The 24898-nt window shown below is 62.2% G+C and carries 24 protein-coding genes; 16 read left to right on the forward strand and 8 right to left on the reverse strand.

Annotated elements, in window-relative coordinates:
- On the forward strand, positions 1 to 279 hold a 279-nt coding region (locus tag B0B52_RS05500), incomplete at its 5' end, for a hypothetical protein (protein WP_077592621.1).
- Between the two features lie 7 nt (positions 280 to 286).
- Here B0B52_RS05500 and B0B52_RS05505 read toward each other — a convergent pair.
- The 5 genes from B0B52_RS05505 to fdxA form a co-directional block, all read right to left on the reverse strand.
- Complete coding sequence (locus B0B52_RS05505) at positions 287 to 901, reverse strand: 3'-5' exonuclease (RefSeq protein WP_077592622.1); 615 nt, start codon at positions 899 to 901, stop codon at positions 287 to 289.
- Between the two features lie 17 nt (positions 902 to 918).
- Positions 919 to 2115: an amidohydrolase family protein gene (locus B0B52_RS05510; protein ID WP_077592623.1), complete on the reverse strand. Its 1197-nt coding sequence runs from the start codon at positions 2113 to 2115 to the stop codon at positions 919 to 921.
- A gap of 25 nt (positions 2116 to 2140) precedes the next feature.
- Complete coding sequence (locus B0B52_RS05515; RefSeq protein ID WP_077592624.1) at positions 2141 to 2830, reverse strand: TetR/AcrR family transcriptional regulator; 690 nt, start codon at positions 2828 to 2830, stop codon at positions 2141 to 2143.
- A gap of 156 nt (positions 2831 to 2986) precedes the next feature.
- Positions 2987 to 3760 carry a ferredoxin--NADP reductase gene (locus B0B52_RS05520; protein WP_077592625.1) on the reverse strand — a complete coding sequence of 258 codons (774 nt, stop codon included), beginning with the start codon at positions 3758 to 3760 and terminating at the stop codon, positions 2987 to 2989.
- Positions 3761 to 3796: 36 nt separating this feature from the next.
- Positions 3797 to 4126, reverse strand: coding sequence for a ferredoxin FdxA (fdxA, locus tag B0B52_RS05525; RefSeq protein WP_077592626.1), 330 nt, complete (start codon positions 4124 to 4126; stop codon positions 3797 to 3799).
- A 260-nt stretch (positions 4127 to 4386) separates the two neighbouring features.
- Here fdxA and B0B52_RS05530 point away from each other — a divergent pair, with 260 nt between their 5' ends.
- From B0B52_RS05530 to B0B52_RS05580, 11 genes are all read left to right on the forward strand, one after another.
- Positions 4387 to 6009 (forward strand): 6-hydroxynicotinate reductase, encoded by a 1623-nt coding sequence (locus B0B52_RS05530; RefSeq protein ID WP_077592830.1) that lies wholly within the window; start codon positions 4387 to 4389, stop codon positions 6007 to 6009.
- 7 nt (positions 6010 to 6016) lie between these two features.
- Positions 6017 to 6934 carry a UPF0280 family protein gene (locus tag B0B52_RS05535; RefSeq protein WP_077592627.1) on the forward strand — a complete coding sequence of 306 codons (918 nt, stop codon included), beginning with the start codon at positions 6017 to 6019 and terminating at the stop codon, positions 6932 to 6934.
- A gap of 22 nt (positions 6935 to 6956) precedes the next feature.
- Positions 6957 to 7598, forward strand: a complete 642-nt coding sequence (locus tag B0B52_RS05540; RefSeq protein WP_077592628.1) for an amino acid synthesis family protein — start codon at positions 6957 to 6959, stop codon at positions 7596 to 7598.
- Between the two features lie 30 nt (positions 7599 to 7628).
- Positions 7629 to 8213, forward strand: a complete 585-nt coding sequence (locus B0B52_RS05545; RefSeq protein ID WP_077592629.1) for an amino acid synthesis family protein — start codon at positions 7629 to 7631, stop codon at positions 8211 to 8213.
- 51 nt (positions 8214 to 8264) lie between these two features.
- The gene (locus B0B52_RS05550) at positions 8265 to 9464 is read left to right on the forward strand and encodes an ABC transporter substrate-binding protein (RefSeq protein ID WP_371327378.1); all 1200 of its coding nucleotides are present in this window, start codon (positions 8265 to 8267) and stop codon (positions 9462 to 9464) included.
- A 77-nt stretch (positions 9465 to 9541) separates the two neighbouring features.
- Complete coding sequence (locus tag B0B52_RS05555; protein WP_077592631.1) at positions 9542 to 11458, forward strand: ABC transporter permease; 1917 nt, start codon at positions 9542 to 9544, stop codon at positions 11456 to 11458.
- Positions 11455 to 12264: an ABC transporter ATP-binding protein gene (locus B0B52_RS05560; protein ID WP_077592632.1), complete on the forward strand. Its 810-nt coding sequence runs from the start codon at positions 11455 to 11457 to the stop codon at positions 12262 to 12264. The genes B0B52_RS05555 and B0B52_RS05560 overlap by 4 nt, the downstream gene beginning before the upstream one ends.
- Positions 12261 to 12992 (forward strand): ABC transporter ATP-binding protein, encoded by a 732-nt coding sequence (locus B0B52_RS05565; protein ID WP_077592633.1) that lies wholly within the window; start codon positions 12261 to 12263, stop codon positions 12990 to 12992. Before B0B52_RS05560 ends, B0B52_RS05565 begins: the two co-directional genes overlap by 4 nt.
- Positions 12993 to 13043: 51 nt before the next feature.
- Positions 13044 to 13769: a bifunctional nicotinamidase/pyrazinamidase gene (pncA, locus tag B0B52_RS05570; protein WP_077592634.1), complete on the forward strand. Its 726-nt coding sequence runs from the start codon at positions 13044 to 13046 to the stop codon at positions 13767 to 13769.
- Between the two features lie 28 nt (positions 13770 to 13797).
- Positions 13798 to 14295 (forward strand): (2Fe-2S)-binding protein, encoded by a 498-nt coding sequence (locus B0B52_RS05575; protein WP_077592635.1) that lies wholly within the window; start codon positions 13798 to 13800, stop codon positions 14293 to 14295.
- Positions 14292 to 17939: a molybdopterin cofactor-binding domain-containing protein gene (locus B0B52_RS05580; protein WP_077592636.1), complete on the forward strand. Its 3648-nt coding sequence runs from the start codon at positions 14292 to 14294 to the stop codon at positions 17937 to 17939. Before B0B52_RS05575 ends, B0B52_RS05580 begins: the two co-directional genes overlap by 4 nt.
- An 86-nt stretch (positions 17940 to 18025) precedes the next feature.
- Here B0B52_RS05580 and B0B52_RS05585 read toward each other — a convergent pair whose 3' ends face one another.
- Positions 18026 to 19267, reverse strand: a complete 1242-nt coding sequence (locus B0B52_RS05585) for a CaiB/BaiF CoA-transferase family protein (protein ID WP_077592637.1) — start codon at positions 19265 to 19267, stop codon at positions 18026 to 18028.
- A 4-nt stretch (positions 19268 to 19271) separates the two neighbouring features.
- Positions 19272 to 20462 carry an acyl-CoA dehydrogenase gene (locus tag B0B52_RS05590; RefSeq protein WP_077592638.1) on the reverse strand — a complete coding sequence of 397 codons (1191 nt, stop codon included), beginning with the start codon at positions 20460 to 20462 and terminating at the stop codon, positions 19272 to 19274.
- A 183-nt stretch (positions 20463 to 20645) separates the two neighbouring features.
- Between B0B52_RS05590 and B0B52_RS05595 the strand changes: the two genes are divergently transcribed.
- The gene (locus tag B0B52_RS05595; RefSeq protein ID WP_077592831.1) at positions 20646 to 21569 is read left to right on the forward strand and encodes a LysR substrate-binding domain-containing protein; all 924 of its coding nucleotides are present in this window, start codon (positions 20646 to 20648) and stop codon (positions 21567 to 21569) included.
- Here the strand turns inward: B0B52_RS05595 and B0B52_RS05600 are convergent.
- On the reverse strand, positions 21566 to 22111 hold the full coding sequence (locus B0B52_RS05600; RefSeq protein WP_139351824.1) for a hypothetical protein: 546 nt from the start codon (positions 22109 to 22111) through the stop codon (positions 21566 to 21568). The two genes, B0B52_RS05595 and B0B52_RS05600, sit on opposite strands and share 4 nt — an antisense overlap.
- 243 nt (positions 22112 to 22354) lie before the next feature.
- Between B0B52_RS05600 and B0B52_RS05605 the strand changes: the two genes are divergently transcribed.
- The 3 genes from B0B52_RS05605 to B0B52_RS22425 all read left to right on the forward strand — a co-directional run bounded on the left by B0B52_RS05605 (position 22355) and on the right by B0B52_RS22425 (position 24607).
- A complete protein-coding gene (locus B0B52_RS05605; protein ID WP_077592640.1) occupies positions 22355 to 23416 on the forward strand; it encodes a DUF6352 family protein in 1062 nt (353 codons plus the stop codon).
- A 24-nt stretch (positions 23417 to 23440) separates the two neighbouring features.
- A complete protein-coding gene (locus B0B52_RS05610; RefSeq protein WP_077592641.1) occupies positions 23441 to 24274 on the forward strand; it encodes an aldo/keto reductase in 834 nt (277 codons plus the stop codon).
- A 168-nt stretch (positions 24275 to 24442) separates the two neighbouring features.
- Complete coding sequence (locus B0B52_RS22425) at positions 24443 to 24607, forward strand: hypothetical protein (RefSeq protein ID WP_168173476.1); 165 nt, start codon at positions 24443 to 24445, stop codon at positions 24605 to 24607.
- The last annotated feature ends 291 nt before the right edge of the window (positions 24608 to 24898 follow it).

The following is a 24898-nucleotide window of genomic DNA, read 5'->3' on the forward strand; positions in this document are numbered from 1 at the left end:
GGCTGGGGAACGTTCGATGCCATGGCGTCCGTGCGGCCCGACCAGGTGGCCGCGGTCCGGACGGAAGTTGTGCAGGTGCTGGAGTGGGCGCATGCAGCGTTTCCCGGTCTTCAGGCACCATTCGACGAAGGCGGGGAATGGGACTTCAACTTGCAGGAGCAGGAAGAAGACGCTGGCGAGAGGGGGGGTGGCGGAGAGAACTGGTACGCGCTGACCCTGTCCGTGGTCGGCAGCCCGCAGTTTTGTGCGGCCTTCAGGGCGCGTTTCGATCCGGATTAAATCCGGATTAAGTTTCTGAAAACTGTGGTGGCGGCAAACCCAGCGCATCAAATACCTGAATGGCGGCCCAGGCATCGTTGGCGGCATACACGATCTGGCTTTCCGTGAGTTGCCGATTCGCCCAGTTGGATGTGGTGGCTTTCCTCGACTTGATGAAACGCCGGTTGAACACCACGGCTACCGCGCCGCGGACCCCGAGCTCCTTTGCGTAGCCGCGGCTCCTGAACACCGCGTTGAGGTCCAGCACGTTGCGCGGTGAAACGCCCAGGGTGCGCCGGATCTGCTGATGGTCACCGGCGAGGCCGAACCCGACCTTTGCCACCGTTTCCGATTCCAGAAGGGCCGATACCGCTTCGCGGCACCCCGCGTCGTGCAACTGGAACACCCAGGCCTTTTGCAAGGCAGAAAACTGCACCACGTGCGGGCCTTCGGACACCTGCTCCCTGAAGAATGTCGGCTTGGACTCCGTGTCAAAGCCCAGCACGCTGCTGGTTGCCAGGGCCTGAAAAGCTTCATCTGCCTGCTGGCGTGTGGAGACCACAAAAATATCGGACAGGCCGAGCTGCGCAAGCGGTTCGAGCCGGGCAAGCTCCTCCTTGGTGGGAGACGGCAGATGCGGCATGTCCGGGGATGTCAGGATCAGGCCGGAGCGACGATGCTGGGGATCTGCGTGGCTGGGGGTGTATTGCGGCTACGGCCACTGCGCACGATGCCGTCAATCATCACCATGCCCACGCCAGGGATGTCACCGCGCTGAACGCTGTCGAGCAGGTTCAGGCCTGAAGAGTGCTGGGCCTTGTCCATGAACACGAAGTCGGCATCGCGGCCGACTTCGATCAAGCCGCAGTTGAGCTTGCGGATGCGGGCGGTGTTGCCGGTGGCAAAACAGAAAACCAGTTCGGCCGGAATATTGCCCAGGCTGGAGAGCAGGGCGATCAGCCGCAGTATGCCCAGAGGTTGAACCCCCGAACCGGCCGGCCCGTCTGTGCCGAGAATCACCCGGTGCGGGCACTTGAGTTGCAGCGCGGCTTGCGCGGCCGCAATGGCGACCTTTTCATTTCCGTTGTGCACGATCTCGATGGCGCGTGAGGACTTCTCGCAGAGCTCGCAGACATGCTGCTCCGACAGGGCGGTGTGGCCGCCGTTGATATGACCGATGACGTCCGCATCGGCTTCAAGCACCACATCCTTGTCAATCAGGCCGGAGCCAGGAATGGAAGGACCGCCGGTGTGGATGGTGCTCTGGATGCCGTACTTGCGCGCCCAGGCCACCATTTCCTTGGCTTCATAGCCGGCCTTGACCGACCCCAGGCCGACTTCCCCGAGCAGGGTGACGCCGGCCTCGGCGAGTTCCTTGAAGTCATGCTCGACCATGCCTTTTTCAATGATGGGCGCGCCGGCCAGAACTTTGACGCCGCCGGGGCGAAAATTATCAAAGGCGCGTTGCGCGGTGATGGCCAGTGCCTTGAGTCCGACGATGTCCTTGGGGCGGCCGGGCAGATGCACCTCGCCGGCAGAAATCATGGTGGTGACGCCGCCATGCATGGTGGAATCTATCCAGCCGATCTGATTCTGGCGAGGTGTCCAGTCGCCGAAGACCGGATGCACATGGCTGTCGATCAGGCCCGGGCAAATGCAGGTCTGGTGGGCGTCGATGACTGTCTGTGCGCCTTCGGTGTTGCAGTCCTTGGCCTTGCCGACGGCGACGATCAGCCCGTCATTGACCACGATAGTGTCTGCGTCCAGGATTGGCTGGTCGATGTCCCCGGACAACAGCAGGCCGATGTTCCTGATAACGACTTTTCCCGATTTTCCTGTAGCTGCTGCTTCTGCCATGGAATGGCCTTTCAAGAAATGGTGATCAGGGTTTGAGCATCACGGTGCGCAGCACGGTGCTGGTGATAAAGGCCTGCCACTCGGCCATGGCTTCAGGTGTCTGCAAATCTTCACCGAGAAAGGCCGAGAGTGTGTGGCGGTTCGAAATGTAGAAGTAACCGGTTGCCGCAATCAGCAGGTAGACGTTGCGCGCTGACACATCGGAGCGGAACACATTCTTTTTGACGCCACTTTCGAGCAGCTGGCGAATGATGGCGATTGCGGGCGATGAGTATTCGCGCGCGCGCATGGATTTTGAAATGTGTTTGCCGCGGTGCAGGTTTTCCGTGTTGAGCAGTGTGATGAACTCGGGGTTCTTGCTGTAGTAGGTCACAACAAAGCGGATCACCTCCTTGAGCGACTCCACCGGCTGCTCCAGGTCCAGATCAAGTTCCAGCTCGGCATCGTTCATGCGCCGGTACATGTCCTCCAGCACTTCGATGAACAGGCCTTCCTTGCTCCCGAAGTAGTAGTAGATCATCCGGTCGAAGGATTTGGCCGCCTGGGAGATTTTCTCCACGCTGCCGCCGTCGTAGCCATACCGCGCAAAAACCTTGGTCGCAGCACGCAGGATGTTGTCGCGCGTGGTCTGCGCTGCCTGTTCACGCACGCCCGGCCGCTTTGCTGAGGCGAGCCGGGCAGTCGTCGAGCGGGGGTGTGTGGTTTTGGTGGCCATAGAGTCAGCTAGCAAGCGAGAAGCGTGGAGGTCTTCTCTTCACCCGCCGGGGCCGTGGATCTGGCTTTGCCAGTCCGCAGGCGCAGCGCCCCTATTCTTCGTGCAAGGGGCAGCGCACCGCCGAAGGCACGCGCAGCGACAAGCGTAGGGGTCATATCACTGTTCAGCAAAAGCGCGTTCGATCACAAAGTCGCCCGGCCGAGAGGTATTCCCCTCGGTAAAACCACGCTTCTCAAGCATATGTTTCAGGTCCTTGAGCATGCCGGGGCTGCCGCAGATCATCACGCGGTCGGTTGCAGGATCGAGTGCGGGAAGCTTCAGGTCCTCGAACATCTTGCCGGTTTCCATCAGGTCGGTAACGCGGCCCATGTTGCGGTAGCTTTCCCTTGTCACGGTGGGGTAATACAGCAATTGTTTGGAGACGAGCTCGCCGAGGAACTCGTGTTGCGGCAGGTGGTCCACGACCAGATCGTGATAGGCCAGCTCGTCGGCCTGGCGCACGCCGTGCACGAGGACGATTTGTTCAAACTGCTCGTAGGTTGCCGGGTCGCGAATGATGCTCATGAATGGCGCCAGGCCGGTGCCGGTGGACAGCAGGTAAAGCCGCTTGCCTGGAAGCAGGTAGTCGATGACCAGTGTGCCGGTCGGCTTGCGCCCCACGATGATGGTGTCGCCGACCTTGATGTGCTGCAGTCGTGAGGTTAGCGGGCCGTCGGCGACCTTGATGCTGAGAAACTCAAGATGCTCTTCGTGGTTGGGGCTCACGATGCTATAGGCCCGCAGCAACGGCTTGTCGTTGACCCGCAGGCCGATCATTGTGAAATGGCCGTTGCTGAAACGCAGCGAGGTGTCGCGGGTGGTGGTGAAAGTAAACAGGCGGTCGGTCCAGTGGTGGACGGACAGGACACGTTCTTCGTTAAAGGCGCTCATGGTAGGGGTAAATGAAATGCAGGATGGTTTGAATTGTCAGCCGTCGAGGTTGGCGCTCGCGAGCTTACCGGTTTTGTCTTTCCATTGCTCCGCTGTTGGCAGGGGAGCAATCCGTTTTGAAATAAGCGGCCAGCTTTTGGCCAGCCGCTGGTTCAGTTCAAGAAAGGATTCGAATTCGGGCGGCGTGTCCGTGTCGGCATAGATTGCATTGACGGGACACTCCGGAATGCACACCGCACAGTCTATACACTCATCCGGGTCGATCACCAGGAAGTCAGCGCCTTCCTTGAAGCAATCCACCGGACAGACATCAACGCAATCCGTGTATTTGCACTTGATGCATGGATCGGTGACGACGTGGGTCATGAGGTCCTTGTAGGTGACTGCCGGGCGAATTCTGCACCGTTCAGGTGCTTTCAATATGCCACACAAATGTAGTGAACGCAACATGAAAATGTAGCTTTAGCAACATTTTTTCTGCCAAATCCGGATTTGAAGCGTAAACACTATTGCACGGCCGATTTGTATGCGCTACATTGATTTTAAATGTAGCAAACACAACATTGAAATTAAGTGCTTGCTACACACGGATGAAATGCAATACGCCGCCGGCGAAGGCAAACACGATGACCGAGCATACGAAAACGGACGGGCTGCCAGGCATGGATGCCCCGGAACTTCCCCAGGTACTGGAGAAGGCCAGGCCGCGCAGTGAGCGCATGAGCGGTGAAAAGATCGAGTGCAATGCCTGTCCGGTGTTGTGCCAGATTTCCGAGGGGCGCAGCGGTGCCTGCGACAGGTATGCCAATCACGGCGGCACGCTGGTTCGTGTTGATCCGGTCCTTCTGCTGCGCCGAAGCCTGGCGCAAGGGGAGCCGGCGCTTGTGGCTTTCGATCGCCCGGCAGCTGCTGATTCCGCTGAGATACCGGGCGGCTCGGCGGAAGTCACGCCGTGGAGCGGTGATCTGCTGCTGGCCGACGAGGTGTTTATCACCGGCGTGGGTTCTTCAACGACCTACCCCGACTACAAACCAGCACCCTTCATTGTTTCCTCACGCGCGGCTGGCGTGGATATGGTCACCGTGGTGACCGAGGGCATCTTCAGTTACTGCAGTCTCAAGGTGAAGATAGACACTGACCGCTTCCTCGGCGCCGAGCAGGCCAATGTGCGTTGCAAGGGCGAGGTCGTCGGCCATGTGACCACCGCGGAGTACGGTTCCCAGATGCTGTCTCTGGGGGGGGTGCATCACCTTACAGGCGGCAGCAAGAAAGAGGGGCGGGTAACCGTCGAGATGATGATGGCGCTGGGAAACAAGGGGCCGGCCGAACTGACCATCGATGGCGGCTCCCAGATCCTCATTCAGGCAGGGCGTGCACCCATCGTCAATGGTGTGGAAGAAAAACGAATGCGTGTGGGCTGCGGTTCTGCCACCATCGGCATCTTTGCAAAGCAGTTTTTTGGCGTGCTTGACGAGGTGGTGGTGGTGGACGACCACATCACGGGCGTCTTGACCGAACACCAGGCGGGCCGGTGCCTTGACATGCGACCGTCCGGCATCAAGATGCGTGGACGGAAATCCACACCGGGCCGATATTTCCAGGTCGCCAATCCAGGAACGGGTTGGGGCGGCACAGATATCGCCGATCCGCTGTCCATCATTGAAAGCTGGGACGCCGGCACGGCCTGGCCCGGCCTCCGGCTTTTGATGACCTCGACCACGGGCGAACACGCTAGCTGGTATGTCCTGAATGACAAACTCGAGCCCGAGGAACAGGAAATGCCTGAAGCAGTGCGCCGTACTGTAGAACGTATCGGCGAGAACTGCGAGCCTTCCCTGACCACGGTGCTGTTTCTCGGCGGTGCCGGCGGTAGCTTGCGGGCCGGCGTGACTGAAAACCCCGTCCTGCTGACGCGGGCCATTAAGGACGCGCTGGTGAATGTGACCTGCGGCGGTGCGCCTGCCTACATCTGGCCGGGAGGCGGCATCACCGTGATGGCCGACGTCATGCGCATGCCGGACAACAGCTTTGGCTCGGTGCCAACCCCGGCCATCGTCGCACCGATTGAATTCAGCATGAAGCTCGATGATTACCGCGCGCTGGGCGGCCATATGGACCATGTCCGCAGCCTGGAAGATGCACTGCGGCGGGGTGCATGGCACAACGAAGGTGCGCCTGCCGCACGGCAGTGGGTGCCGTTGCCGGACTCCAACCCCTGGCCCATCGCGCGTCCTCCCCTTCTCGGCTGAGATATACGTGACTGCGCAGCGCACGCTTTTACCTGACGGCCGCTGGCATTTTCAGCACGGCCCGATGGACATTGTTATTGGTGCGAGCGGCAACACCGATGCGCTGGAAATGGCGCACACCGATGCCTGGTTGCGCTTTCGCGGTCTGCTCGATGAGTTGGTCGCCGAACTGGACGCGCTACGGCGACCCGTGGCCGGCGAGTGCGCGTTGCGAGGCTTGGTGGCGCGGCGGATGTGGCATGCCTGCCAACCCTACAAAAATAGTTTTATCACACCCATGGCGGCTGTTGCCGGCTCGGTGGCGCAGGAACTCGTTGCTTGTTATGACGCCCCCGGCATCGCCCGCGCGTGGGTCAACAATGGTGGGGATATAGCGCTGCACCTCGCACCCTCGCAGTCAGTCCGGATTGGTCTGTATGCGGATATTGCCCGGCTGAGCGGAACTGAAATTGTGGACGGGCTGCAAACGGATGCACGGTTCGAGGTTTCGAGCGAGCTGCCTGTGCGCGGTGTTGCCACGAGCGGTTGGCGCGGCCGCAGCTTTTCCCTTGGCATTGCTGACAGCGTGACGGTGCTGGCACGCACAGCCGCTCAAGCCGACGCTGCCGCCACTGTGATTGCAAATTCGGTGAATATCGCAGACATGCGTATTCTGCGTCAGCCAGCTTGCGAGGTGAAAGATGACTCCGATCTCGGCCACATTCCTGTTACGGTGGATGTCCCGCCGTTGGAGCCGCAACTTGTACGGCAGGCGCTGCTTTCGGGTATGAGGTGCGCGCAGGCCTTGCGCGCCGCCGGCCTGATCTGGTCTGCTGTGCTGGTTTGCCAGAATCAGGCCATGACGACGGACGAGGTTGTTGCGGGAAGCCCGGAAAAGCGGGACAGCGGCAAAGCGATTTTGCAAGTTGGTTCAGTATTTGCTTAATGAAATGGATGGACGCACCCCGATGATTGAAATACGACGCGTCTTCACGCATGTGGAGCAAATTCGGCACGAGTTTGGCCCGGTTGCCCAGGTCCCGCTGCTGCGAGGCGCGATTGCGGCTGTGCTGACCAATCCCTTTGCCGGGCGCTATGAGCCTGACATCCTGCCGATGATGGAGGCTTTGCAGCCAGTGGGCATCGATATGGCCGAGCGCTTGCGTGCGGCGATGGACGTGCCGGTGGAGCGGATCGAGGGTTATGGCAAGGGCGCCATCATTGGCGCGGCAGGCGAGCTTGAGCATGGCGCTCTCTGGCACGTGCCAGGCGGCTATGCGATGCGGGAATTGCTGGGCTGGAAAGGCGACCCCAAGGCCTATTCGAAAGGGCAGGCTGAAGAAAACACGGGGCAGCCTGGCAATGCCCTCTCTATCGTGCCATCCACCAAAAAAGTAGGCGGTCCCGGAGCTGCGCTCGACGTACCGATGACCCATGTCAACGCCAGTTATGTGCGCAGTCATTTTGATGCCATCGAGGTTCGGGTTCCGGGCGCGCCGCTGGCCGACGAAATAGTTTTTATTCTTGCGATGAGCACCGGTCCGCGCATTCACGCGCGGGTGGGCGGGTTGGCAGCGCAGGCCATCAGCAAATGGGATGGCTTGCGCTGAAGCGCAGGCTGCAACGACAGGAAAGAAAACATGAAAGCCACCATTCGCAAAATCATTGTTCAGGTCGACGAAACCCGCATGGAGATGGGGCAGGCGGTGAGCCCACCTACGCGCCGGGCCCTCGCCATGGCGGTGATAGCCAACCCGTTTGCCGGTCGGTATGTCACCAACCTGGATGAGTTGATCACCATTGGCGAAGAGCTGGGTGGTCTGTTGGGAGAAAAATGCGTGCAGGCCCTGGGCATTGCTCCGGGGCAGGCGCAGAGTTACGGCAAGGCCGCCATTGTGGGGGAGGCTGGCGAGCTGGAGCATGCAGCCGCGATACTGCATCCCAAGCTGGGCGCGCCGCTGCGTTTGGCCGTCGAAAAAGGCGCCGCGCTGGTGCCATCAAGTAAAAAGCGCGGCGGCCTTGGAACGGCCATTGACGTGCCTCTCGGGCACAAGGACGCGGCGTTTGTACGCAGCCATTTTGATGCGATGGAAGCACGGGTGGCTGACGCACCGCGTGCCAACGAAATTGTGGTTGCTGTCGTTGTGACAGACAGTGGCCGGCCACTACCGCGCGTGGGCGGATTGCAGATCCACGAAATCAAGGGCCAGGATGGGCTCCGGTAACCCCGGTTCTCCTCCAGCTTATTCCGATCCACGACAGGAGTTTTTATGAAGATGCAATACAAAGTGCTGAGTACGGTGACCTTTCTGGGTTTGATGGTTTCGCTGGCAACAGCACAGGCCCAGGGCGTGATCAAGATTGGTGAGGTCAACAGCTACAAGGCGCAACCTGCCTTTCTCGAGCCCTACAAAAAAGGCATGGAACTCGCGGTTGACGAAATCAATGCCGCAGGCGGCGTCAACGGCAAAAAGCTTGAACTCATCACGCGTGATGACAATGCCAACCCGGGCGATGCCGTGCGCGTGGCCGAAGAATTGATTTCGCGCGAGAAGATTGACGTGCTGACCGGCACCTTCCTGTCCAACACCGGGCTGGCCGTGGCGGACCTGGCCAAGCAGAAGAAGTTTTTCTTCCTTGCTGGTGAACCTCTGACCGACAAGATGACCTGGCAAGGGGGCAACCAGTACACCTTCCGGCTGCGCCCTGGCACCTATATGCAGGCCGCCATGCTGGTGCCCGAAGCCGTGAAGCTGAAAAAGAAGCGCTGGGCCATCGTGTACCCCAACTACGAGTATGGCCAGTCGGCTGTGGCTGCCTTCAAGCAGTTGCTGAAAGCTGCCCAGCCTGATGTCGAATTTGTGGCCGAGCAGGCAACTCCTCTGGGCAAGGTTGATGCGGGCAGCGTGGTGCAGGCCCTGGCCGATGCCAAACCCGACGCCATTTTCAATGTCCTGTTCGGTGCCGACCTGTCCCGTTTTGTCCGCGAGGGCAATACACGCGGGCTGTTCAAGGGCCGCGAGGTGGTCAGCGTGTTGACAGGCGAACCCGAGTACCTCGATCCGCTCAAGGAAGAATCCCCCAACGGATGGATCGTGACCGGCTACCCCTGGTACGGCGTTCAGACGCCTGAGCACAAGGCCTTCTTCCTGGCCTACCACGCCAAGTTCAAGGACTATCCGCGTCTGGGTTCGGTGGTTGGCTACGCCATGATCAAGTCTGTTGCGGCTGGTGCGGCCAAGGCCAAGAGCACGGAAACCGCCAAGATGGTGGCCGCGTTCAAGGGCCTGCAGGTCTCAACACCGTTCGGCAATATCACTTACCGTCCCGAAGACCATCAATCGACGATGGGCGCCTTTGTCGGCAAGACCAAAAATGACAACGGCAAGGGTGTGATGGTGGACTACGTCTACCTCGACGGCGTCAAGTTCCAGCCGTCTGCCGCCGACGTCAAGAAGTTCCGCGCAGCCGACTGAGCAACCGCGCCTGTCGCCAACACTGTGCTGTCCCCGGGTGGCGCAGCGCGGCAGGCTGGGCATTAAAGGATGATTGAATGAGTTTTTCAGGTTTTATTGTCCAGTTGCTCAATGGGCTGGCGGGCGCCTCATCGCTGTTTTTTGTGGCCGCCGGGTTGTCGCTCATCTTTGGCGTGACCCGCATCGTCAACTTTGCCCATGGCTCGTTTTTCATGGTCGGCATCTACCTCGCTTACACGCTGGTCGAGCGCCTTGGTGGCGGCATGAGCTTCTGGGTGGCTCTGCCGCTTGCGGCCGTAGCCGTCGGCATCTTCGGCGCCATCATCGAGATGGTGCTTCTGCGCCGTATCTACAAAGCGCCCGAGCTTTTCCAACTGCTGGCAACTTTTGCACTGGTGCTGGTCATCAAGGATCTGGTGCTGTATTTGTGGGGGCCTGACGAACTGCTGGGTCCGCGCGCGCCGGGGTTATCAGGTTCGATTGAAATTCTTGGTCGCCAGTTTCCGAGCTACGACCTGTTCCTGATTGTTGTGGGCCCGGTCGTGCTGGGCCTGTTGTGGTTGCTCCTCACACGAACGCGCTGGGGCACGCTGGTGCGTGCGGCCACGCAGGACCGCGAGATGGTCAGTGCCCTGGGTGTCAACCAGGCATGGCTGTTTACCGCCGTCTTTGCGCTGGGTGCCATGCTTGCGGGTCTGGGTGGGGCGTTGCAGCTGCCCCGTGAACCGGCCACGCTGGAGATGGACTTGCACACCATCGGTTCTGCCTTTGTGGTGGTGGTCGTTGGCGGCATGGGATCCATCCCCGGCGCTTACGCTGCAGCGCTGTTGATAGCGGAGATCAAGGCCATCTGTATCTGGCTGGGTGTTGTCGAGATCTTCGGTTTCACCATTTCGTTTTCCAAGCTCACCCTGGTGACTGATTTTCTCGTGATGGCGATCGTGCTCGTGTGGCGTCCGTGGGGCTTGTTTGGCCGGCCCCAGGCTCCCAGCCGCTATGTTGGCATGCAGGAAGAACCCCTGCGCAAAAGCAGCCGAAGCTACGTTGTTGCTGCGGCTGTGCTCGGGCTGGCGCTTGCCTTGACGCCGTTTTTCACGGTGAATTCCCCCTACACCACCGTCCTGATGATTGACCTGCTGATTGCGGCATTGTTTGCCGCCAGCCTGCACTTCATCATGGGGCCGGCAGGCATGCATTCTTTTGGCCACGCCGCCTACTTTGGTCTGGGGGCTTATGGCGCGGCGCTGCTGGTGCGCTCCATGAACATGCCGATGGAGCTGGCCTTGATGGTGGCGCCCCTGGTGGCCGCTGCGGGTGCGTTTGTGTATGGCTGGTTTGCGGTTCGCCTGTCGGGGGTCTATCTTGCGATGCTGACGCTGGCGTTTGCGCAGATCACCTGGGCAGTGACCTACCAGTGGGATTCCTTTACCGGCGGAAGCAATGGCCTCACGGGCGTCTGGCCATCGGAATGGTTATCCGAAAAACGCATGTATTACTGGCTCACCCTGGTGCTGGTGATTGCGGCCATTGTCTGGCTGCGCCGCGTGCTGTTTTCGCCTTTTGGTTACGCCTTGCGCGCCTCGCGCGACTCGGTGCTGCGCGCCGACGCCATCGGCATCGACGTGAAGCGCATGCAGTGGACGGCCTTTGTGATTGCCGGTGCGGCCGCGGGCCTGGCCGGCTCACTGTACGCATTTTCAAAGGGCAGCATATCGCCGGAGAGCCTGAGCGTCGGCAAATCGGTAGACGGCCTGGTCATGGTGCTTCTGGGTGGTATCCAGACACTGGCCGGCCCGGTCGTCGGGGCAGTAACCTTCACCTGGCTGCACGACACCGTCGCACGCAACACCGACTATTGGCGGGCGATGCTTGGCGCCATCATCCTGCTGCTGGTACTGCTCTTCCCCCAGGGTATCGCCGGTTTCACCAAGCAGTTGTTTGACCGCCTGCGCAACCGCCTGTCCGCCGCAAAAAGTGAAGGAGCAAAGGCATGAGCGCCCCGCTGCTTCAGGTCAACAATCTCGGCAAGTCCTTTGGCGGCGTGAAAGCCGTTGACGGCATCAGCTTCGATCTGGCGGCAGGAGAACTGCTGGCGCTGATCGGGCCGAACGGCGCTGGCAAGTCCACCACCTTCAACATGGTCAATGGCCAGTTGCCCGCGGACCAGGGCTCCATCCTGCTGAACGGGCAGGAATTGGTGGGCCGCAAGCCACGCGCCATTTGGCGCCTCGGCGTCGGGCGCACCTTCCAGATCGCGGAAATCTTTGCTTCCCTCACGGTGGTTGAAAACGTACAGATGGCCCTGCTGTCCCATGACGGCAAGCTGTTTTCAATGTGGCGCCGCGCCGCCGACCACAAGCGTGACGAAGCGCTGGCCCTGCTGGCGCAGGTGGGCATGGCCTCGCAGGCCGACCGGCCCTGCAGCGAGCTGGCCTATGGCGATGTCAAGCGGGTTGAACTCGCCATTGCCATGAGCAACAGCCCGAAGCTGCTGCTCATGGACGAACCCACCGCCGGCATGGCGCCCCAGGAGCGCAATTCGCTGATGGCACTCACCAAACAACTGGTCATTGAGCGGGGCATGGCGGTTCTTTTCACCGAGCACAGCATGGACGTGGTGTTCGCCTACGCTGACCGCATGATCGTGCTGGCGCGCGGCCGCTTGATTGCCCAAGGCAAGCCGCTGGAAATTCGCGACGACCCGAAAGTGCAGGAGGTTTACTTCGGCAGCGGTAAAACCTTTGAGAAAATCGCGCAAAAAGCAGCCGCCGTGGCGGCATCGATGGGAGAAATCGCATGAGCGCCGAACTCCTGCTTGACGCGAAAGGCCTAGCCGCCTGGTATGGCGCAGCGCAGATTCTTTACGACGTTGACCTGCATGTGCGGCGTGGCGAAGTCGTAGCGCTCATGGGCCGCAATGGCGCCGGCAAATCGACCACGCTCAAGGCACTGATCGGTATGTTGTCCAAGCGCCGCGGCGTCATGAAGTTTCTCGGTCACGACATCTCGACCAGTGAATCGCACGTTGCTGCACGCCTGGGGCTGGGCTTTGTGCCCGAAGACCGGCGCGTGTTCACCGACCTCACGGTGATGGAGAACCTTGAAGTGGGCCGCCAGACCGCACGGTATTGGCCGGACGGCACGGCGGCGCCGGTCTGGACGCCCGAGCGGCTGTTCAAGCTGTTTCCCAATTTGGGGGAAATGCCGGACCGCCATGGCGGCCGCATGAGTGGTGGCGAGCAGCAGATGCTGACGGTGGCGCGAACACTCATGGGCAACCCCTATCTTGTGCTGCTCGACGAACCTTCTGAGGGTGTGGCGCCGGTCATCGTTGAGCAGATGGCCAACATGATCCTGGAGCTCAAGGCGCAGGGCGTCAGCATTCTGCTTTCCGAACAGAACATGCATTTTGCGGAGCTGGTGTCAGACCGGGCCTATGTGCTCGAAAAAGGCCAGATTCGCTACGAGGGAGCCATGGCCGAGTTGTCGGCCAATGAAGAAGTGCGGCGCGCTTACCTCAGTGTGTAGTGCGCCCAGTTGTTGGTTTTGTTGTTCAACCTATTGCCAGGAGATTGCACCATGTATCCAGCCACCCGCAGAAATTTGTTGAAAGCCCTTACCGGTGCCGGCCTTGTGGCGGCTACCGGTTTGTCCGGTCGCGCCGCTCTGGCCGCCGGTATCAAGCCCGACGCCAAAAGCGCGCTGATTGTTGTCGACGTGCAGAACTGTTTCGTGACCGGAGGCACCCTGCCGGTCAAAGGCGGCGAAGAGGTGGTGCCGGTCATCAACAAGCTCGCCACCGCCTTCGAGAACATCGTGCTCACCCAGGACTGGCACACCAAGGGCCATGCCTCGTTTGCCAGCACGCACGCGGGCAAGAAACCTTTTGAAGTCAAAAAACTGGCCTATGGAAACCAGGTGCTGTGGCCCGACCATTGTGTTCAGGGTACCGACGATGCCGCGCTGCACAAGGATCTGAAATTGCCGACGGCGCAGGTGATTGTGCGCAAGGGCTACCACCAGGAGGTGGACAGCTATTCGGCCTTCACCGAAGCCGACGGCAAGACGCCGACGGGGCTGGGCGGCTACCTCAAGCAACGCGGCATCAAGCGTGTTTTCGTTGCCGGGCTTGCGACCGATTTCTGCGTGGCCTGGACAGCGATGGATGCGCGCAAGGCGGGCTTCGAGGTGTATGTGATCGAAGACGCCACCCGGGCCATTGACCTGAACGGCTCGCTGGCCGCGGCCTGGAAGCAGATGACAGCCAAGGGCGTCAAACGAATCCAGTCCGCCGACCTGGCCTGAATTGCGTCCTGACTTGCCACCGGATCCGATGAGTTCGCAGGTCATGACTTTCAGCGTCAACCGGTTGACGCGGACGCTGACGGTATCGCCGCAGGCTTCCTTGCTGGGCGTGCTGCGCAACGACCTCGAACTCAACAGTCCCAAATACGGCTGTGGCCTGGGTGAATGCGGGGCCTGCACGGTGCTGGTCGATGGCGTGGCCGCTCGTGCCTGCGTCATTCCCGCCGCCGGTGTGGCCGGCCGCGAGATAACCACCCTGGAAGGCCTCGGGTCCCTCGATGCGCTTCATCCGGTGCAACAGGCTTTCATCGAAGAGCAGGCGGCCCAGTGCGGTTACTGCCTGAGCGGCATGATCATGATGACGGTGGCACTGCTGGCGCGCAAGCCGGAGCCGACGGACGATGAGATACGCCGCGAGTTGTCCGGCAACCTGTGCCGTTGCGGCACCCATCTGGAAATCCTCAAGGCGGTCAGGCGCGCGGCGCAGCTGATGCAGCCGGTTCCGGCGCAGGCAGGCAAGGCATGACGCGCCGCGCGGACACCCCGCTCACACGCGCCGATTTTCACGCGGCAGGCGGCGTGCTGCTGGTTACGCGTGAGCTGCCGCCCGCGCCGCCGCCTGCCCAGGGTCAACCAGCGCTGATCAGTGGCAATCCACTGGAAGGCGTGGAGATACTGCTCGCTGTCTGGAACGACGGAAGCGTGACGGCCCTGAATGGCCATGTGGACCTGGGCACCGGCATTCGCACCGCGCTCAGCCAGATCGTGGCGGAAGAGCTTGATGTTTCGCTGGCCAGTGTCCACATGGTCCTGGGTGATACCAGCCGCGCGCCCAACCAGGGTGCCACCATTGCCAGCGCATCGATACAGATCCATGCCGTTCCGCTGCGCGCCGCGGCGGCCCAGGCGCGTGCCTGGCTGGTGGAACGCGCCGCCGGTGCGCTGCAGGTAGACCGCGCGCTGCTGACGGTACGTGACGGCCTGGTGTCGGTGATCGGCAGTGAGCATCGGTCGGTGGCCTACGGGGCCCTGGTAGCGCAGCAGCATGCGGAACTCACATTGGCGCCGGATTCGCCGCTGAAATCCCCGGAGGACTACCGCATCGTTGGAACCAGCGCGGCGCGCGTTGACATTCCGGCCAAGGCAACGGGTGCGCTGACCTTTGTGCACGACATGCGGGTGCCGGGCATGCTGCATGGCCGTGTTGTGCGGCCGCCCTATGCCGGAGCCGACCATGGTGATTTCATCGGCAACACGTTGCATGCGGTGGACGAGTCGTCCATCGCACACATCCCCGGCATTCGAGCGGTGGTGGTCATTCGCGATTTCATTGGCATTGTTGCCGAGCGCGAAGAACATGCCGAGCAGGCGCTGCGCGAACTGCGCGTCCAATGGAAGCCCTGGCCTGGCCTGACAAATCTCGACGATCTTGAAACGGCCATCCGCGCCAACCCGGCGACCCAGCGCAAGCTGATTGACGAAGGCGATGTCCATGCGGCGATGGCGGGCGCTGCAGAGCGCATGCCGCGCAACTACGTCTGGCCCTACCAGATGCACGGCTCCATCGGTCCTTCCTGTGCACTGGCGGACTGGAAGCAGAACCGCCTGACGGTGTGGGCCGGCAGCCAGAACCCGCACGTGCTGCGCGCCGATCTGTCGCAGCTCATGGGGCTGCCGGATGTTGATATTGACGTGATTCGCATGGAAGCGGCCGGCTGTTACGGACGCAACTGTGCCGACGATGTGGCGGCCGATGCGGCTTTGCTCTCGCGCGCCGTAGGTGCGCCGGTGCGGGTGCAGCTGACGCGCGAGCAGGAACATGCCTGGGAACCCAAGGGCGCGGCCCAGCTCATGCAAGTCAATGGCGGGCTGAATGCCGACGGCTCTGTTGCCGCTTACGACTTCCAGACCTCCTACCCGTCCAATGGCGCGCCGACGCTGGCACTGCTGCTCACTCGCACCGTTGAACCTGTGGCGCGCGCCTACGAGATGGGCGACCGCAGTGCCCGCCCGCCTTACGATTATGAAAATTTGCGCGTGTCGGTCAACGACATGCCGCCCATGCTGCGTGCTTCGTGGCTGCGCGGTGTGTCGGCCCTGCCCAACTCCTTTGCGCACGAGTCCTACATCGACGAGCTGGCCACGGCTGCCGGCGTGGACCCGGTCGAGTTCCGCCTGCGTTATCTGAGCGAGCCGCGCGCGGCGGAACTGTTGCGCGCCACAGCCGATCGTGCTGGCTGGAAAGTTCACACGCAGCCGCAACAGCAGGGCGAAGAGCAAAACGGGGCGCCCGACATCGTGTACGGGCAAGGCGTGGCTTACGCGCGTTACGTGCACAGCAAGTGGCCGGGTTACGGCGCCGCCTGGGCGGCGTGGGTGGCCGACGTCGAGGTCAACCGCAAGACCGGCGAAGTGCAGGTCCGGCGTGTGGTCGTCGGCCATGATGCCGGCACATTGATCAACCCCGCAGGCGTGCAGCACCAGATCCACGGCAACGTGGTGCAGACCACCAGCCGGGCCCTGACCGAGCAGGTCACCCTGAACCCGAAAACGCAGGCCGTGGCCAGCCTGGAGTGGGGCAGCTACCCCATCCTGAGTTTCAGGGATGTGCCGGTGATCGAGGTTGTGACCATGGCGCGCCCGGGTGAGCCGCCGCTGGGCGCGGGTGAGTCGTCGTCGGTGCCGGGCACAGCCGCCATTGCGAACGCGATATTCGATGCAACCGGTGTGCGCTTTCGCCAGCCACCTTTCACCGCGGAAGTGGTGCGTGCTGCATTGCAACCAGCGCCGGACAAGGTGACGCCGTCATCGCAGGCGCTGGCCGCCCCACCGTCCTTGGGTCGCGTTCCCGAAAACGCTCCATGGCCCAAGGGTTTGGGCCGCTGGTCCCGCGCCGGTGCCATGCTGGCCGGCGTGTTCGGGCTGGCTGCTGCCTTGCTGGGCTGGCGTCCGGCGATTGCGCCGGTGGTGTCCGGTGCTTCGTCGATCTACACCGCTGCAACGATTGAACGCGGCCGGCAACTTGGAGCGGCCGGTGACTGTGTGGTGTGCCACACCGCGCCCGGCGGCATTCCGAATGCCGGCGGCCGGGCGATGGAGACGCCCTTCGGAAAAATATTCACCACCAACCTCACGCCCGATGCGCAGACCGGCATCGGCCTTTGGTCCTTCAGCGCTTTCCAGCGCGCCATGCGTGAAGGCATTTCGCGTGATGGGCACCATCTGTACCCGGCTTTTCCTTTCACGGCCTTTGCCAAAACGAGTGATGAGGATTTGACCGCGCTGTACGCCTACCTGATGGCACAGCCTGCCGTGCGCTCGGAGACGCCGGCCACACAGCTCGCTTTCCCTTTCAATGTGCGGCCCCTGATGGCCGCATGGAATGCGATGTTCCATGACCCGGCACCTTATCGCGTGGACCCGACACAAACCGTGGAATGGAACCGCGGCGCCTACCTGGTCAATGGCCTGGGCCACTGCGGTGCCTGTCACACGCCGCGCAATGCCTTCGGCGCCGAACGCGGCGGAAAGGCATTTTTAAGCGGCGCCATGGTCGACGGTTGGGAGGCGCCGGCCCTGACAGGGCTGTCACGTGCACCCGTGCCCTGGACCAGCGATCAGCTCTACAGCTACCTGCGTACCGGCCACTCGCCGCAACACGGCATTGCCGCTGGACCGATGGCACCGGTGGTCAAGGAGCTCGCAGCGCTGCCAGACGGCGACCTGCGGGCGATGGCTGCCTACCTGGCGTCTTACAACGAACCGCTGGCAGAAGCTCAGGCTGCCGAGCGCGCAAGGCAAGCGGTGTTGTCCGCGCAGAAAGCCTCGTTGGCCCTGCCGGGGCCGGGCCAGCGCCTTTTCAACGGTGCCTGTGCCTCGTGCCACCATGACGGCGACGGCCCCACGCTGCTGGGTGTCAACGTGCCGCTGGCGCTTAACAGCAAGCTGCACAGCGAACGGCCTGACAATTTGATTCGTGTGATCTTGGAGGGCATCCGCGAGCCGGTGTCCGCAAAGATCGGCTTCATGCCGGCTTTCCGCCACAGCCTGGACGATGCGCAGATCGCCGAACTGGCGGGTTACATGCGCAGCCGGTATGCGCCCGGGCAGGCTGCGTGGAAAGATCTGCCTGCCGCGGTGTCACGCCTGCGCGCCGCACCGGAGCCATGACGAGGCGATAGCCGGGTCGTCTGGTTTGCTACTGAATTAATAGCTGCTTGTGCCCGTGCCCAAAGGGCAAACAGCACTTTTTATCATCAAACCTGAGCGCGGGGCGCTGCAGCGGCGTCTTTTGCCTCTCCCGTGCTCAGCCATTGCGCCAGCACCTCGGCGGTGTGTTCGCCCAGCATGGGTGGCGGCCGCTGATACGCCACGGGCGAGCCGGACAGGCGAATCGGGTTGACCACCAGCGGCACGCTGCCGGCCAGCGCGTGCGGCATGCTGATATGCAGGCCGCGCGCGCGTACCTGCGGGTCTGCAAACACTTCATCGATGCGATTGATAGGGCCGCAGGGCACACCAGCTGCTTCGAGCGCGGAAATCCATTCGGCCGAGGTGCGCATCACCGTGGCCTGGCGCAGCAAGGGCACCAGCACGGCGCGGTTTGCCACACGCTGCGAGTTGCTGGAAAAGCGCGCGTCGGCCGACCACTCCGGATGGCCAGCCACAGCGCAGAACTTCGCAAACTGCTCGTCGTTGCCCACCGCGAGGATGATGTCGCCGTCCGCGGTCGGAAAGTCCTGGTAGGGCACGATGTTCGGATGGGCATTGCCCATGCGGCGCGGCACGATTTGTCCGGCCAGGTAGTTGGAGGCCTGGTTCGCCAGGCAGGCGATCTGCACGTCCAGCAGGGCCAGGTCAATGTGCTGGCCCAGGCCTGACTTCTCGCGCTCGGCCAACGCGGCCTGCACTGCAATCGTGGCGTAGAGGCCGGTCATGATGTCGGTCAGCGCCACGCCCACTTTTTGCGGGCCGGCGCCGGCTTCGCCATCAGGGCGACCGGTCACACTCATCAGCCCGCCCATGCCCTGGATCAGAAAGTCATAACCCGCGCGCGCTGCATACGGGCCGGTCTGGCCGAAGCCGGTGATCGAGCAATAGACGAGGCGCGGGTTGGCCGCGCTCAGGCTCGCGTAGTCGAGCCCGTAACGTTTGAGCCCGCCGACCTTGAAGTTCTCCAGCACCACGTCGGCTTGTTGAGCCAGCGCGCGCACCTGCGCCTGCCCTTCGGGCGTGGCGATGTCGATGGCGACCGAACGCTTGTTGCGGTTGGCACAGAGAAAGTAGGCGGCCTCGGTAGTGTCACGACCCGAAGCATCCTTCAGGTAGGGCGGGCCCCAGGCGCGCGTGTCGTCGCCGCCCTGCGGTTTTTCAACCTTCACCACGTCGGCGCCCAGGTCGGCGAGCAACTGCCCGGCCCACGGGCCGGCGAGCACGCGTGACAGGTCCAGCACCCGGACGCCGGCAAGCGGCGGCGGGCGAACAGCGGGGGCTGTCATCGCTTCAGGAAAACGCGGAAATGCCGGTAATGGCGCGGCCCAGAATCAGCGCGTGCACATCGTGCGTGCCTTCGTACGTGTTGACCACTTCAAGGTTAACCAGGTGCCGTGCCACGCCGAACTCGTCGCTGATGCCGTTGCCGCCCAACATGTCGCGCGCCATGCGGGCAATGTCCAGCGCCTTTCCGCAGGAGTTGCGTTTCATGATGGAGGTGACCTCGACAGAGGCCGTGCCTTCATCCTTCATGCGGCCCAGGCGCAGGCAGCCCTGCAGGCCGAGCGCGATTTCGGTTTCCATGTCGGCAAGTTTTTTCTGGATCAGCTGGTTGGCGGCCAGTGGACGGCCGAACTGCTTGCGGTCCAGCGTGTACTGGCGGGCCTTGTGAAAGCAGTCTTCCGCCGCGCCCAGTGCGCCCCAGGCGATGCCGTAACGGGCCGAATTGAGGCAGGTGAACGGGCCCTTGAGGCCGCGCACTTCGGGAAAAGCGTTTTCCTCGGGGCAGAACACCTCGTCCATGACGATTTCGCCGGTGATGGAGGCGCGCAGTCCAACCTTGCCGTGCACGGCCGGCGTGCTCAGGCCTTTCCAGCCTTTTTCCAGCACAAAACCGCGGATCGCGCCTTCGTCGTCCTTGGCCCAGACCACAAACACGTCGGCAATCGGGCTGTTGGTGATCCACATCTTGGCACCCGAGAGCTTGTAGCCGCCGTCCACCTTTTTGGCGCGCGTGATCATGCTGCCGGGGTCGGAGCCGTGGTTGGGCTCGGTCAGGCCGAAGCAGCCAATCCATTCGCCGGTGGCCAGTTTCGGCAGGTATTTCTGTTTCGTGGCTTCGTTGCCGAACTCGTTGATGGGCACCATCACCAGCGAGGACTGCACACTCATCATGGAGCGGTAGCCGGAATCAACACGTTCGACTTCGCGCGCCACCAGGCCGTAGCACACATAGTTCAGGCCGGCGCCGCCGTAGGCTTCAGGGATGGTGCTGCCCAGCAGGCCCAGCGAACCCATCTCGCGAAAGATCGAGGCATCGGTTTTTTCATGGCGGAAGGCCTCCAGTACACGCGGCGCCAGCTGTTCCTGGCAGTAGGCGCTGGCGGTGTCGCGCACCATGCGTTCCTCTTCGCTCAATTGCTGGTCGAGCAGCAGGGGGTCGGCCCAGTGGAAACTGGCTTTGTGGGGGCTGGGGCTCATGGGGAATCTCCAAAGGGATGTGTTGGGCCTCTCTGTGTGCGTAAACCGCAACTCAGGAGGCTGGGGGAAAGGTCTGATTTGCCTCAAGCATAAGCCGACCTGCCCGCCAGGCGCAACAGATGATTTGGAACTTGAGTGTGCCAAAATGGAACTCCAAGACGGCAGATGCCGCAGGAGCCCCGCATGCGACGAAAAATTCCCTCCACCACCGCCTTGGCCCTGTTTGAATCGGCCGCACGCCACCAGAGTTTTACCCATGCGGCGCAGGAGTACGCGGTCACCCAGAGTGCAGTCTGCCGGCAGATTGCCGGCCTCGAAGACTTCCTGAAGGTCAAGCTGTTCAGGCGCACCAAACGTGGGGTGCTGCTTACCGAAGCGGGCACCAACTATGCGCGTGATGTGCGTGCCCGGCTGGACGATGTGGAGCGCGACACCTTGACCTTGATGGCCAAGGGCGGCGCAGGTGGCTCACTGGAGCTCGGAGTCGTGCCCACCTTTGCCGCCAAGTGGCTGGTGCCGCGGCTGGGCGAGTTTCAGCGCCTTCATCCTGATATTGCGGTCCACCTTTCTTCGCGCACCAGGCCTTTTTTGTTTGCCGATACTGCGCTGGACGCAGCCATTTGTGCAGGCGAAGCCGGCTGGCCGGGTACGGAATCGTGCTTTCTCATGGACGAACGCCTGGTGGCGGTCGGCAGCCCGGCGCTGGTCAAGACGCGGCGCACCCTCAAGGCCGCCGACCTGGCAAACCTGCCGCTGTTGCAGATGAGCACGCGGCCCTATGCGTGGCGGCAGTGGTTTGAATCGCTGGGTTTGAGCGTCGAGAACGACCTGGCCGGTGCGCGCATGGAACTGTTTTCCATGACCACCGAAGCTGCCATCCACGGCCAGGGCCTGGCGCTGATTCCGCGTTTCCTGATTGAAGATCATTTGACCCAAGGGCGCCTGGTGCCGCTGATCGAGCACGAGTTCCTCAGCGACCGGCGTTATTACTTCATCTACCCGGAGCAGAAGTCAGACAACGCGGTGCTGGCGCTGTTTCGCGGCTGGCTTGAAGGGGAGGCAGCGCGCTACCGCGGCGCGTTGAGCGCTGGACCCGGACTCGCCTAACGCTGGGTACCGTTGGACATGCGGCCCTGGTCGCGCCGGTTTTGCGCCTGCTCACGCAGTGCGCGTTGACCCACCGACTCTTCGCTTTGGCGATACCGCTGGTCATCCTGACGCGTCTGCTCACGTTGCTGCCGCCATTGGTCACGCTGCATTAATTGCTGGTCCCGCTGTGCCCGTTCCTGGTCGCTCAGGCCTGCCCGCTCGGGCACATAGGTGCCGTTGTGCTGCGCTTGCTCACGCAGGGCGCGCTCGCCCAGCGACTCCTGGCTTTGTCGGATTTGCGCGTCCTGCTGGCGGGTCAGCTCGCGCTGGCGGCGCTCGTGCTCACGTTGCTGCCGCTGCCATTGTTCCCACTGTGCCTGCTGTGCTTGCTCTGACGGGTTGTAATTCGGTGGCGGGCCCGTGCCCGACCATGTTTCAGTCCGGGTTGTCACGGTGGGCAGCTGTGCCCAGGCGGGCAGGCCCGCCAGCAACAGCAAGCCGGCGCCCAGCCAGGCCGGGGAGCGTCTTCCGCATCGGTGTTGTTTCAAATCTCTGCTCATTTGTCTCTCCGTCCGCAGCGTTGCGTTGTCTGCGGTTTAACACCTTACTGTACGCAAAGCGGAAAACATCGTCGATCACCGTGGTATCCGGGCAAACCCCTTGGCATGCCTATGGCCCTCTCAAAACGGGTTTTGGCGGATTTCTGTAAAGGAAAAGACCATTTTCCCCTTATTCCGCGGGCGCGAACAGCTATCCAATTGATAGCAAATTGCCTGTGCACGCGATATGCGACGATTGCCTCCATGCAAAATTTCTGGCCTTCCAGTGGTTTCAGCCAGCTTCAGCGCAATGCGCGCGGCTGGCTGGAGCCTACTGATGATTACCTGCGCCTTTTTCTGGACCGTCCCGAGCTGGCGCTTTTGCCGGAGTCCTGCGCTGCCGAGCAAGCCTTGCACGCTGCGCTGCGGGCGCAACCGTCGCGCCCCGTGGCCGACGCGAAACTGCAAAGCCTGCAAGACAGCGATGCCCGCGAGAGTTATGGCCTGTTCCTTCGGTTTCGCGACGGCTTGCTGCAGGCCGGTACGCTGGAGGCTTGGTACCTCGGTTTGTTTCGCAGCGGCAGCATCACCATTGCGCCGCTGTTCATCGACCTGATCGTGCAGGCCATTCTGCGCAACCTGCTTGACGACACCGGCGACGTTTATGAAGTCCGCGCCGCGGAAATGTTGTTTCGCGCCCAGCGCATCAGCACGCAGGAAGGGCAGGTGCTGTCAGGCGACCGCGATGTGCTGGACATGCTGAACGAAACTGGCGGGCTTGGCGACTTCGGGCGCTTTTTGGCGGAAGCCCAAGCGCCGCTGCGCAGCATAGACATGCAGGTGCTCACTGATGACAACGCGCCCGATTATTGGCAGGCGAGCGACAGGCATAACTTCCTGCTGGATTTGACGCACGAGATCAGCAACGACCTGAGCCACGGCCTGGTGTTCACCATGACACGCGCGCGCTCCGGTCTGAAAGCGCTGGCGCGCGTGCTGGAAAAGTGGGTGGCGCATTTTCTGGGTGTGGTAGTCAGCATCAAACCCCTGCAGAAAATTGACGACGAAGCCTGGCGTTGGCACGTGGGCCTGGACGTCGAGGCGACCGCCCTGCTCAATGACCTGTATGAGGGCAGGGAAGTGGAGCCCGAGCGCACGCAACGCTTGCTCAGCCTCTTCAGGCTCGACTTTGCCGATTCGCGGGAAATGCGTGCGGATGTCGCGGGCAAGCCGGTTTATCTGGGCCTGATGATGAACGCCGACGGCGTGCTGAAGCTGAAGCCGCAGAATTTGCTGCTGAACTTGCCCCTGCGCCAAACGCTGTAGCTCACGCAGCGCCACAATGTTGCGATGAAAAAAGTCTTGTTGCCTTCGGGTGAAGCTGTGAGCGCCCTGGGCATGGGCACCTGGTGCATGGGCGAAACACCGGCGCAGCGCGCGCAGGACGTCGCCACGCTGCGCCTTGGCCTGGACCTGGGCTGCACGCTGATAGACACCGCGGAGATGTATGGCGAAGGCCGGGCGGAGACACTGGTCGGCGAAGCCATTCAGGGCCGGCGCGATGAGGCTTTTCTGGTGACCAAGGTGTACCCGCACAACGCCTCGCGGGCCGGCACCGTGGCGGCCTGCGAACGCAGCCTGCGCCGCTTGCAGACCGACCGCATCGATCTGTACCTCCTGCACTGGCGCGGAACAGTGCCGCTGGCCGAAACCATGGCGGCTTTTGCGGCTCTGCAGAAAGCCGGCAAGATTCGCCACTACGGCGTCAGCAACCTGGACCTGTCCGACATGCAGGAGTTGTGGTCGGTGCCCGGTGGGCGTGGTGTGCAGGCCAACCAGCTGCTCTACAACCTGACGCGCCGCGGCATCGAGCGGGACCTGCTGCCCTGGATGCGCGAGCGCGGCATGCCGGTCATGGCTTATTCGCCGATCGAGCAGGGCCGGCTGCTGCACACGCCGGGGCTCACCGGCTTCGCGCGGCGCCACGGCATGCTTCCCGCACAGATCGCGTTGGCATGGCTGCTCGCGCGCGATGGGGTGATCGCGATTCCCAAGACCGGCCGCCCCGAGCGCTTGAAGGAAAACCTTGCTGCGGCAGACATCACGCTCAGTGCAGCGCAGCTGGAAGAGCTCGATACGCTTTTTCGCCCGCCGCGCGGCCCGGTTGCGCTGGAAATGATCTAGCTTTAGGGGGAATCGGCGGCGGATGAGGCCCGCCGCGCGGCGCTGCAAACAGTTCAAAAAACCCGCGCTGCGACGGCCCTTCGCTGTCCATCGCGGCAGGCTTGGCAACGGGGCAGGCGAGGTAGCTTAAAATCACGGGTTCTGCCAATTTCTAATCCGGAGTCTCCCATGTCCAAAAAAATCCGAGTCGAAGCCGACATTTGCGCCCCTAAACCCGTTCCAGCCCCTGGCATGACCCGCACGGCTGGCCGCGGCCAGAAGATCAGCCTCGAGCGTGGCACCTGGACCCGCAGCAAAAAGAACCCTGGCAAGCGCCCGCACAAAGGCGGTTAAGCCTCCCGCTGTTCATCCCCGTCCCTCGCCTGACCTGTCTGGCGTGTGAGACGACCAAGGCCTGCGATGCGCTTTGCTGCTGGCGGGCCTTTTTGCCTGCCGTGTCAGCGCAGTCCGCGGCGGCCGGTACACCGTCTTTCTCATACCTGTCCCGGGCGTGTCGCTGACTCGCTCTCTGCGGCAGGGCGTGTCTGGATGCCATGCGTCCAAATCCATAAGTAAAAGTGGCTTTGGCCCCATGTCGGCGCGCGTTGATAGCTATTAAAAATATAGCATCTCAAAGTCCTCCGG

Source organism: Polaromonas sp. A23 (assembly GCF_002001015.1).
Lineage (GTDB): Bacteria > Pseudomonadota > Gammaproteobacteria > Burkholderiales > Burkholderiaceae_C > Polaromonas.